This window comes from Bacillus cereus group sp. BfR-BA-01381, from assembly GCF_022663555.1.
In the GTDB taxonomy this organism is placed as follows: Bacteria; Bacillota; Bacilli; order Bacillales; family Bacillaceae_G; genus Bacillus_A; species Bacillus_A pacificus.
On record NZ_JAKUFR010000134.1, the window covers coordinates 1 to 8,687 of the forward strand.

The following is an 8,687-nucleotide window of genomic DNA, read 5'->3' on the forward strand; positions in this document are numbered from 1 at the left end:
GAAGAACAAAAAAATGTTCTTGAAGTAGCGAATCGTCTGGAATCGCTAGGCGGTAATCCAAAAGTAGTAGAACAAATAAGAAAAAATGCATAAAAAAAGATCCATCGTGAAAATGGATACTCAAAAAAATTAAAGGTAGATATAGATTTGGATTTAAAAATAAATTTACATTTGCAATTATAACACAGTAAATGCACTAGCGGCCAAAAATAAGTGTATTTATAAAAATATAAAGATAAATAGATTAATAAAAAACCATAAAGCAGGGAGCTGAAAGTAATGAATGTTTTGTTGTTCGATAATAGTGAATGGTGTGATATCTGTAGTGCGGTAATCCCAGCTGCTGACGTGAAAAACATGTACATTGATGGATGCGAGAAAACGCTTTGTAAGTCTTGTCGTGGTGAAATGGAGCTGAAATTAAAAGTAGTTGAAACATTAGTAATTAAAGATATGTTAACGGCTCTTATAAAAAAATATGGCATGAATAAAGTGCGCGAATTTGATTTGGTTAAAGCGGAGCGATACGTAAAAGAAAAGAAGATAGCTTTAAAAATTGAAAAGCGAGGCGGTAAATTCAACCAGGAGAAGTTAGGTGAATTTATATCCCTTTCAACTAATGAAATTGTATCAATTCTACAATACTTACAGAAAAAGATTAGAGCGGATTTATGGATGAATGCAGTTATTGGTGCGTTATTAGATAGAGGGCTTGTATATACGCTGCAGTTTGAAGAAGGTGAGCACCATGACGGAACAACTGGCATTCTTGCTTGATGATACCTTGAAGGAAGATCCACAACCATTTGATATAGAAAAAGCAAAAGCGAAGCACCTGCCAGGACGCGTAGGATTCGCTGATGTACTTGCCATTATCCCTTGTGATATATGGAGTGCGGAAGAGCTTGCTCGTTCTACAGGTACTAGGCAAGATAATCATTATGACATGTATATCGACTATGTAACAGCGTTATGGCGGTATAAACGAGCACAGGATAAAAGTTTCTTTTGGGACGAAGCAGAAGAGATTTGCAAAGCCGCTCGGGAATCGCAGGAACCGCAGCCATTACGAATTTATTTTGATAGCGGATTTAAACCGCAATATGTAACTAAATATTTGGAGGGTTAAAGATGGAAATTGTAGCAGTTATTGTACCGGTACCGCAGTTTATCAAAACACCGTTTGAACTAGGGAATTGGGTAGCGTATGAATGTAATGATTACACAATGTTTGCAGAAGTAAAAGCGATGGAAGTCGATAGAAAGAACGGTCGTATCAAAATTTTAGGTGTATGGGGAAATCACAGTGTAGCTAATGTAGGTGATAAAGGATGGCAATATGCCGATCATTGCCGTTTAGCAACAGAACAAGAACAATACTGGGAAGAGCGTCGCAGAGTCTTCGCTAAGAAAAAGAGAAGAAATAATGAATTTCATACGGGTGACTTTGCTAATGACGGAAGTCGTGTTCTTACTGTAGGCCATCAAGATAAAGATACAGGAGTTGTAACGGTACTAGTAAACAATTCTGATGAATCATATCAGGTGGAACCACAGGATTTAGAAATACTATTCTTTGCAGAAGATGCTGCAGGCTGAACCGGTAAAGAGTGCATTTAACATTTTTGGAATATTGGGAATTTAAAAGGTGAAATAAGAAATTGCGTAGAGAAAAATTGATTGGAAAGTTAATAGCTTTAGAGTGTTATAGGACAAAGGACCGCCAATTGTGGGAACTGGACGAGCTAGAATTGGCGGTCTTACTCGTTATAACGATTATAAAACGGTTAAAGGAGAGCGGAATTATGAAAATTGAAATCTTATGTAATTGTGGAATGAATCTAGCGGCGGAATTAGATAGAACGGAGCAGGAAATGGAGAATGCTGCAGTCCTACCAATTATCGCTACAAAGGACAACGGGATCCAGGGTGTTATGGTTCAAACAACAGAGAAAGAAATTCAAGTTACATGTACAAATTGCAATGAATCCGCACGATTCTTATTAGAACCAGAGGAAAAAGTAGAAGAAAGTCCCATTCTTGATTGGTCAAATGTCTCATTAGCAAGTCAGGAGGGAGAATGATGAAATCTACATATAAGTACCATGTATCAAGTACCCTTACGCAATGGCGTTGCAACTGTATTGTTACTCATGAAAATGAAAAAATGGCAAAATATCATTTTTACAAACAGTTGAAAAAACAAGGGATTATCAATATGCCTTTTGAACAGCTGGAACCGTTTCTTACTTGTGAATATAAAGGCGTTGTTGATATAGCAACCTTATTTGGTAAAGAAGAGCCATTTCGTAAAATGTGTAATTTTAGAAGAATCCCATTTGCAAAACGTGGAATGCGTGTCGAAGCGCAGGGAAGAAAAGGGACGATCGTCGGGAATTGTAAAAATGATTTATTCATTGTATTAGATGACAATCCTCATAAATTCAGATTCAACCCACATTGGGAAATTGTTTACTTCAATGAAAAAGGTGAAATTATTAAAGATTATCGTAAAGGGGCATATGCACTATGAGACATACATCAAACCTATATGAAATTACTCCAGAAGAAACGCAGCAAACATTTGATATTACAGAGTTGTTCGAGATGCAGAGAGAACTAGATAAACGAATTGGATATAAGGGTAACGATAAATTAGATATGTTATTTCGTGCGCTAATGGTAGAAATCGGTGAAGCCTGGAACGAAACAAGAGCCTTTAAAATGTGGAGTACGGGATTTGGAACGCCAAAAAATGGATTACTAGAAGAATTAGTTGACGGGTTCCATTTCTTAATGAACATCGTTATTGAATTGGATCGTCATACACTGAAACGAAAACTTGTATCTAATTTTTCAATACAATACATCATGAAGAAAAACATATTGAACGTGAACATGCTATTCGAATGGTATATGCAGGACATTTTAACTGCAAAACGTGCGTGGTGCCAATATAGGGATTTAAGTGTGACATTAAACCATTTACATAAAGCATTCGGTATCTTCTTCCGTCTCTGTTATTTATACGGTTATAAGTTTGAAGATGTAGTACGTGCTTATAAAGAGAAGAACAAGGAAAACTTTGTACGTCAAGCGAGTGGATATTGAAATGGAATCTACTATAGAACGTCGTAGGGATATACAGAAATTAGCGCATGAATTATGGTGCAAACTAGACACGGCAGAAGAACAGTCAGTACTACATAATGATGAGGGCGTCATGAATGAAAACGAAATGAAAATATATGATGCTCTTGAAAATTATTTAAAAGCAGAAGGTGTTTTTAGTAATTAATACAATTTGAATTTTGTATAAAACGAGGTGATGAGATGGGAAAACAGCTTTATTTATCTGATGAAGATGCTGAAAGGCTTTATCATCTAGTACGTAATAGTTTAGAAAGTGATGATCTCACGGAAGAGGAATGTGAGAGGTATCGAAAAATATTATCGAAACTAACAAAGTAATTTATAACAAAAGCGTTATTTGAATAGAAAATGGCAGCTGAAAATTCAAGGATGAATCAGCTGCCAATAAAGTAGTTATTAAATCTTATTATTAAGCTTTTAATTTGGATTTTCGCTCTTATTTCGAGAAGAAATTATACCGAAAATAGTACCGGATATTGCACCGATTAAAGTTGGTAAGAGTATACTCCATGCTGCAAAAGACATAATTAGACCTCCTAATAATAAAATGTTGTAACTATATATTTTATTATATAGCAATTTAAGGATTTAATATTAGGAAATCTTGGAAAATCAAACAAAATAGTTATTTTGGCAGAAAAGGGGAATGAAGATGAGTGGATTTAAATATCGTACATGGGACAAACAAGCGAAGGTAATGGAGCAATATCATTACCTCCAGCTCTCTCCAAACGGTCAGTTATACCATGATGGAATGAATGTAACTGATAAATATGAAATACTACGATTCACAGGTTTAAAAGATAAGAACGGAAAGGAAGTTTATGAGGGCGATATTTTAAAAGAGAAAGATATTATTACTGAAGTCGTTTTTCATGACTACCAATGGAAAGAAAAATTGATAAGAAGTCCACGTAATCATTTAAAAAATTACTTTCCGTTTAGAGATACATTACCTTTTACAGCAGAAGTGCTAGGGAATATTTATGACAATCCAGAGCTACTTAAGAAATAATACAAAATCGTTATTTGAGAGAGAGGAAGAATAAGTGAAAACGAGACGTGAGCAACTAGCTTATATGACTGGGCTGGTGGAATACAGTGGAGATCCTGGTTTGGAATCAGCTTATCAATTCGGTTTAAAAAATGGTATTAAAGAAAACATTCATGTTGGTCTTCGCCCAAAAGGAGAACAACATGCTGAATGGCTAATGGGGCAATTAATGAATTTAAAATTAGTGAAAAATAGAAGAAGGGTAGAAGTTCCGTATTTAATGGTATTTCATCAAACTATTAACGCTTGTATGAAATTTTTACACGAAGAAGAAAACTAAACCAAAACGCTATTTGGCAGGTGAAAGAAATGGAAATTAAACCGATGTCTTCAAAAGAGTTGAATGAGTTCAGCAAGACATTTGCAGCAGGTTTAATGGCTGGTATTGAGAAATCGAAAAGGAGAATGAATATGGAATTTCAAGTAGGAGATAAAATTTTAACGGCATTAGGAAATGAAGCGACTGTTACAAAGGTAACGGATGCTATTGGAACAAAAATGGTTTGGTTTAAAGATAAGTTTGGTTTACCGGCATGGAATACACCAGATCAATTGACTTTATTAAGTAGAAAGGGCGAACGTGGTGAAGTACAGAAGGTAGTTCAATTCTTTAGATTATCGGAATTAAATGGAAAGATAGTGAAATTAGAATATAAAGAGTCTGAAGACGGAAAGAAAAAACGTTTGTGGGCAATCGAAAAAACAACGCACGGAAAAGAAAAAGCGTATTTAATTGCAGAGAAATAATAGACGTAGCAAAGGGGAATTACAGTAATGGCAAACCGTAAGAAACAAAAAATCAAAAAATATATTAATCGCCGCGCTAAACAATTTGATAAACATAGAGTAGATGCAGCATGGCGAAATATATTTGTAAAACGTGGAGTTATTAAATAGAAAGAGAGGGAGCAGCATGGGATATGCAAATAGAGGAATGGCATTTGAACTTTTATTAAACATTACATGCCGTATGTATAAATCAGCAAATGTAGGTATTTTCAATAAACGTCCAACACCGGTGAAAGTTATAAAAACGAATAACAAAGGAGAAATAACAAAAAGCGCATGGGAAAGTAAATCTACAGTAGATTACGATGGTGTATATAAGGGAAGAGCGGTGTACTTTGAAGCGAAATCTACAAAAGAAACAACAAGATTTCCGTTAGATAATATAGGTAGACATCAAATTGATTATTTAAAAGATACGCAAGAGCAAGGAGCTATTTGTTTCTTTTTAATAGAATTCAGAGAAGATCAGATTATCTATTTTGTTCCGGTTTCATTAGTAGCAGAATACTATGAAGCTATGTTATACGATGGTGCCCGTAAATCAATTCCGAGGGAAGAATTTGAGAAACATGCGTATGTAGTAGAAAGAACTGATCGTGCTCTTGTAGATTACCTGGTACATGTCGATAAATTAGAATGGCCAATCTGCAGCTGATGGAACAAACGAATAGTATTAATAATAAAACCGTACGCATAAAGATAATAGATTTACAGGACCATCATTGTAATAGATGTGAGTATCAATACAAACCAAGTCATTGTTTACATAATTGTGATATAGGTAAACAGATAAATAAATTAGGTACTGCATTAGGGGGAACCTATGTAGGTGATAAGCCGAAAAGGAGAACGAAAGCAGAATGGGATGTATTATGTGAAAAGACATTAATAATGCTAGAAAGCGGAATGACAAAAGTGAAGATAGCAAAGAAGCTTGGTATACGAGATCCGAGTTATATCAGTGAGCAATTGAAAAAGCGAAATCTAAGATAAAAATTTCACATACCGTATTAAAAGGATAAATAAAAAAGAATGAAAGTAATAGTCCGCATTTAGAGGACGTTGATTATGCGTAGGAAAGTATTTCTTCCTATATATAATTCAGCGTCCTCTTTTTATATAAAAGGAGGAACCTGGCTTATGAAAGATTTAATGAAGCAGTATACCGAAACAAGAAAGAAGTTAGAAGAATCTAAGGTGGGCGCAACAGAAAAGGATATAAGCATCATTAACGGAATGATTAGTGATATTAATTATGCTCTGGAATGGATGCGTACTGCTAAACAGCCAGGTAAAAAAAGAGGGATTGAACGTAGGGCTGCATATCAGCGAGAAAGACCATGTGACCCGTTATTAATGCAAAGATATACACGTAGTACTGAAATGCCGATATATGAATGGGATACGGAAGCCAAAGAGAGTGTTATTTCTGAATGGGATCGTATACAACTAGAAGATGCATTATCAACGTTGACCGAAAGGGAAAAGGAAATATATGTAATGTCTAGAGGGTATGGATTCACTCAGGATAAAATTTCCAATTATTTGAATGTGAAAAGAACTACTGTTCAAGAATATTTAAAAAGAGCGGATAAAAAAATTGGTGAGCGATTGAGCGGAAGTTTATTTTGTATATGTTAGTATTCTTTTGTTTTAAAAATGTCGAAATTTGTCGTCAAAAAGCCACCTATATATGAACAGCCGAAACCAGTTACTGCAGATAAGTGATTGAGTGAACCTATAGCGTTGCTCTTCCTTATTCGCAAGATAGTTTAAGTTGCATACAAGTAAGAGGTTACGAGCCTTACTGTATGTTGTTCTGATTTCAATCGTAATTAGAATAGTCTTCAAAACTTCATTAATTTAAACGGTCTAAACGGAGGAGAGCTTCTGTTCTCCTTTAAGTTGATACCTGCCTACCTTTAGGGTGTCAATTTAAAGGGGTACGGAAAGATGTCCCGATATAAAATTAAAAAATTCCTGGGAGAGCTTTTGTTTCTCTCATAGCCACTGACGTAAGGCGCGTAGTCAAATTGAAAAATGTAAGAGTGCGGTGGCTGTGAGAAGAGTAAAAGAACTATTTTCTTTGCTATGTAGTTATTACACAATAAAGAGTATTTTATAGGAATGTAAAGGAGAGTAATATGGTGAGTAATTTAACTGTTGAGAATTTAAAAGAATGTTTTAATGCTGCTATTAATAACCAAGTTAAATTTGTTGGCGTATTAATAGAAATGGAAGGTTTTAAAGAAGCAGAAGTAATTATTAATAAAATAGATAATGCAGAAGACAAATTGAATTACTATCAAAATGTATATGATGAGAACTTAAATCATAAATATTCAAATGGTATTAGAATTATTGGTTGCTCTTACGGAAATTCATTTGCAGATATTCAAAAGGATCTAGTTGGTTAGAATGATGGAAGTTATTTGTACAATGTTAGGCGTTGCGTTTATTAGCATGACGCTTTATTTATTGTTGAAGGAAAAGAAAGAGCCTAAACATCCGAAATTAGCAAAACAAACTCAACACAAACCAAATATTGTAAAACGTAAGTGAAAATCATCTAATGTAACACATCATATATTTTGTTACGTAAATTTCGATAAAATAGAGGTAGTTAACTAAGTGAAGTTTATGCAGGAAATGGTGAGGGTTTTAGGGTAAAAACAGCGTAAAATCAACAATGTATAAAAAATGTTGTAATTGGAAGTTATTAAAATTGCCACAAACGTTGATATGACAGCGTATTTCCCGAAAAGCTTGTTTACATAAGATACATTATGAGCAGTCATCGTGAATATCTATTCATTTCCCATGCATACAACAAATTTCTTAACGATTTTTTTAAAATAAGATTCTTTTGAGGTGGTTTAATGGAATTGTTAGTCCTTGAGGATTTAAAAGATATGTCTGAAGAAGAAGTGCGAGAACATATTGTTGAAGAGTATGAAGCTTCGAAAGAAGAAGTGGAACAATATGATATTTTAATTGCTTACGAATCTTATGGTATGTGCGGATGTGACAGTTCATCTTTCTTCTTATTAAAACATAAGGAAACTGGACAGCTATTTGAAAATCATGGTTCTCATTGCTCTTGTTTTGGATTTGAGGAACAGTTCGAACCGGAAGAAACAACACTCGAATATTTGAAATCTGCTCACTTTGGATTCTTAACAGGTGGATATGATGAGGATTCAATAGTTAATAGAGATAAGGTAATGAGATATATTGAACAATTAAAGTAGCGGAATCCGCTGCTTTTTTATTTTGTAAAGCGATTAGCGTGAGGTGGTGTAAATGGAAGAAGAAACTATAAACGTTCCTACATGCTCTGTTTGTAATGAGCCTTGCATGTGGACATTAAAAATGCCATTAACTATTACTCATTTTGATAAAACATATATCCGTGAAGTAAATACGGATAATGCTCATATATGCATTGAGTGTTTAGAGAAGGAAGTGCAAGCAATAGGATAAGGGGGCAGGTGTTATGTAATTATGGCCAGACAACGAAGTCCAGACCGTAACAAAGCGTATGAAATATTTAAAGAACATAATGGCGATATTACGAATCGTAAAATTGCTGAATTGTTGTCTACATCCGAAAAAACTGTGAGTGAAAAAACGGTTGGCGGATGGAAATCCAAAGATGAATGGATAGACAAATTAAATGGAGTACTCCATA

The 8,687-nt window shown here is 34.5% G+C and carries 20 protein-coding genes; all 20 read left to right on the forward strand.

The genetic code is table 11. The features are described from left to right. Positions 1–279 precede the first annotated feature (279 nt). Entirely contained in the window at positions 280–777 is a 498-nt protein-coding gene (locus tag MR079_RS26450; protein ID WP_242294922.1) for a hypothetical protein, read from the forward strand. Beyond that, entirely contained in the window at positions 749–1,129 is a 381-nt protein-coding gene (locus MR079_RS26455) for a cell division protein SepF (protein WP_242294923.1), read from the forward strand. The genes MR079_RS26450 and MR079_RS26455 overlap by 29 nt, the downstream gene beginning before the upstream one ends. Before the next feature lie 2 nt (positions 1,130–1,131). Continuing rightward, positions 1,132–1,599, forward strand: a complete 468-nt coding sequence (locus tag MR079_RS26460) for a hypothetical protein (protein WP_073569277.1) — start codon at positions 1,132–1,134, stop codon at positions 1,597–1,599. A gap of 62 nt (positions 1,600–1,661) precedes the next feature. After that, on the forward strand, positions 1,662–2,084 hold the full coding sequence (locus tag MR079_RS26465) for a hypothetical protein (protein ID WP_242294924.1): 423 nt from the start codon (positions 1,662–1,664) through the stop codon (positions 2,082–2,084). Continuing rightward, on the forward strand, positions 2,084–2,533 hold the full coding sequence (locus tag MR079_RS26470) for a hypothetical protein (protein WP_242294925.1): 450 nt from the start codon (positions 2,084–2,086) through the stop codon (positions 2,531–2,533). The genes MR079_RS26465 and MR079_RS26470 overlap by 1 nt, the downstream gene beginning before the upstream one ends. Beyond that, positions 2,530–3,111, forward strand: a complete 582-nt coding sequence (locus MR079_RS26475) for a dUTP diphosphatase (protein ID WP_242294926.1) — start codon at positions 2,530–2,532, stop codon at positions 3,109–3,111. Before MR079_RS26470 ends, MR079_RS26475 begins: the two co-directional genes overlap by 4 nt. A 1-nt stretch (position 3,112) precedes the next feature. Then, the gene (locus MR079_RS26480; protein WP_242294927.1) at positions 3,113–3,298 is read left to right on the forward strand and encodes a hypothetical protein; all 186 of its coding nucleotides are present in this window, start codon (positions 3,113–3,115) and stop codon (positions 3,296–3,298) included. Positions 3,299–3,333: 35 nt separating this feature from the next. Beyond that, entirely contained in the window at positions 3,334–3,471 is a 138-nt protein-coding gene (locus tag MR079_RS26485) for a hypothetical protein (RefSeq protein ID WP_242294928.1), read from the forward strand. A gap of 334 nt (positions 3,472–3,805) precedes the next feature. Then, positions 3,806–4,168 (forward strand): YopX family protein, encoded by a 363-nt coding sequence (locus tag MR079_RS26490; protein ID WP_242294929.1) that lies wholly within the window; start codon positions 3,806–3,808, stop codon positions 4,166–4,168. 34 nt (positions 4,169–4,202) lie between these two features. After that, positions 4,203–4,487, forward strand: coding sequence for a hypothetical protein (locus MR079_RS26495; RefSeq protein WP_202322318.1), 285 nt, complete (start codon positions 4,203–4,205; stop codon positions 4,485–4,487). 29 nt (positions 4,488–4,516) lie between these two features. Then, the gene (locus MR079_RS26500) at positions 4,517–4,954 is read left to right on the forward strand and encodes a hypothetical protein (protein WP_242294930.1); all 438 of its coding nucleotides are present in this window, start codon (positions 4,517–4,519) and stop codon (positions 4,952–4,954) included. A 27-nt stretch (positions 4,955–4,981) separates the two neighbouring features. Next, complete coding sequence (locus MR079_RS26505) at positions 4,982–5,104, forward strand: DUF3983 domain-containing protein (protein WP_000013430.1); 123 nt, start codon at positions 4,982–4,984, stop codon at positions 5,102–5,104. 16 nt (positions 5,105–5,120) lie between these two features. After that, on the forward strand, positions 5,121–5,651 hold the full coding sequence (locus MR079_RS26510; protein ID WP_229145771.1) for a Holliday junction resolvase RecU: 531 nt from the start codon (positions 5,121–5,123) through the stop codon (positions 5,649–5,651). After that, a complete protein-coding gene (locus tag MR079_RS26515) occupies positions 5,633–5,989 on the forward strand; it encodes a zinc-finger domain-containing protein (RefSeq protein ID WP_242294931.1) in 357 nt (118 codons plus the stop codon). The genes MR079_RS26510 and MR079_RS26515 overlap by 19 nt, the downstream gene beginning before the upstream one ends. Positions 5,990–6,136: 147 nt before the next feature. Beyond that, positions 6,137–6,637: a sigma-70 family RNA polymerase sigma factor gene (locus MR079_RS26520; RefSeq protein WP_242294932.1), complete on the forward strand. Its 501-nt coding sequence runs from the start codon at positions 6,137–6,139 to the stop codon at positions 6,635–6,637. 506 nt (positions 6,638–7,143) lie between these two features. Next, entirely contained in the window at positions 7,144–7,413 is a 270-nt protein-coding gene (locus MR079_RS26525; RefSeq protein WP_227493621.1) for a hypothetical protein, read from the forward strand. 4 nt (positions 7,414–7,417) lie between these two features. Continuing rightward, the gene (locus MR079_RS26530; protein WP_242294933.1) at positions 7,418–7,558 is read left to right on the forward strand and encodes a hypothetical protein; all 141 of its coding nucleotides are present in this window, start codon (positions 7,418–7,420) and stop codon (positions 7,556–7,558) included. Positions 7,559–7,875: 317 nt separating this feature from the next. Continuing rightward, positions 7,876–8,247 (forward strand): hypothetical protein, encoded by a 372-nt coding sequence (locus tag MR079_RS26535; RefSeq protein ID WP_242294934.1) that lies wholly within the window; start codon positions 7,876–7,878, stop codon positions 8,245–8,247. A gap of 52 nt (positions 8,248–8,299) precedes the next feature. After that, the gene (locus MR079_RS26540) at positions 8,300–8,479 is read left to right on the forward strand and encodes a hypothetical protein (RefSeq protein ID WP_098539020.1); all 180 of its coding nucleotides are present in this window, start codon (positions 8,300–8,302) and stop codon (positions 8,477–8,479) included. A gap of 21 nt (positions 8,480–8,500) precedes the next feature. Further along, a partial coding sequence (locus MR079_RS26545; RefSeq protein ID WP_242294935.1) for a phage terminase small subunit-related protein occupies positions 8,501–8,687 on the forward strand: 187 nt, incomplete at its 3' end.

Bases quoted from the DNA above. Each gene is read 5' to 3' on its own strand.
- MR079_RS26450 (WP_242294922.1), top strand. From the start codon at position 280: ATGAATGTTTTGTTGTTCGATAATAGTGAATGGTGTGATATCTGTAGT.
- MR079_RS26455 (WP_242294923.1), top strand. From the start codon at position 749: ATGACGGAACAACTGGCATTCTTGCTTGATGATACCTTGAAGGAAGAT.
- MR079_RS26460 (WP_073569277.1), top strand. From the start codon at position 1,132: ATGGAAATTGTAGCAGTTATTGTACCGGTACCGCAGTTTATCAAAACA.
- MR079_RS26470 (WP_242294925.1), top strand. From the start codon at position 2,084: ATGAAATCTACATATAAGTACCATGTATCAAGTACCCTTACGCAATGG.
- MR079_RS26475 (WP_242294926.1), top strand. From the start codon at position 2,530: ATGAGACATACATCAAACCTATATGAAATTACTCCAGAAGAAACGCAG.
- MR079_RS26480 (WP_242294927.1), top strand. From the start codon at position 3,113: ATGGAATCTACTATAGAACGTCGTAGGGATATACAGAAATTAGCGCAT.
- MR079_RS26485 (WP_242294928.1), top strand. From the start codon at position 3,334: ATGGGAAAACAGCTTTATTTATCTGATGAAGATGCTGAAAGGCTTTAT.
- MR079_RS26490 (WP_242294929.1), top strand. From the start codon at position 3,806: ATGAGTGGATTTAAATATCGTACATGGGACAAACAAGCGAAGGTAATG.
- MR079_RS26500 (WP_242294930.1), top strand. From the start codon at position 4,517: ATGGAAATTAAACCGATGTCTTCAAAAGAGTTGAATGAGTTCAGCAAG.
- MR079_RS26505 (WP_000013430.1), top strand. From the start codon at position 4,982: ATGGCAAACCGTAAGAAACAAAAAATCAAAAAATATATTAATCGCCGC.
- MR079_RS26510 (WP_229145771.1), top strand. From the start codon at position 5,121: ATGGGATATGCAAATAGAGGAATGGCATTTGAACTTTTATTAAACATT.
- MR079_RS26515 (WP_242294931.1), top strand. From the start codon at position 5,633: ATGGCCAATCTGCAGCTGATGGAACAAACGAATAGTATTAATAATAAA.
- MR079_RS26520 (WP_242294932.1), top strand. From the start codon at position 6,137: ATGAAAGATTTAATGAAGCAGTATACCGAAACAAGAAAGAAGTTAGAA.
- MR079_RS26530 (WP_242294933.1), top strand. From the start codon at position 7,418: ATGGAAGTTATTTGTACAATGTTAGGCGTTGCGTTTATTAGCATGACG.
- MR079_RS26535 (WP_242294934.1), top strand. From the start codon at position 7,876: ATGGAATTGTTAGTCCTTGAGGATTTAAAAGATATGTCTGAAGAAGAA.
- MR079_RS26540 (WP_098539020.1), top strand. From the start codon at position 8,300: ATGGAAGAAGAAACTATAAACGTTCCTACATGCTCTGTTTGTAATGAG.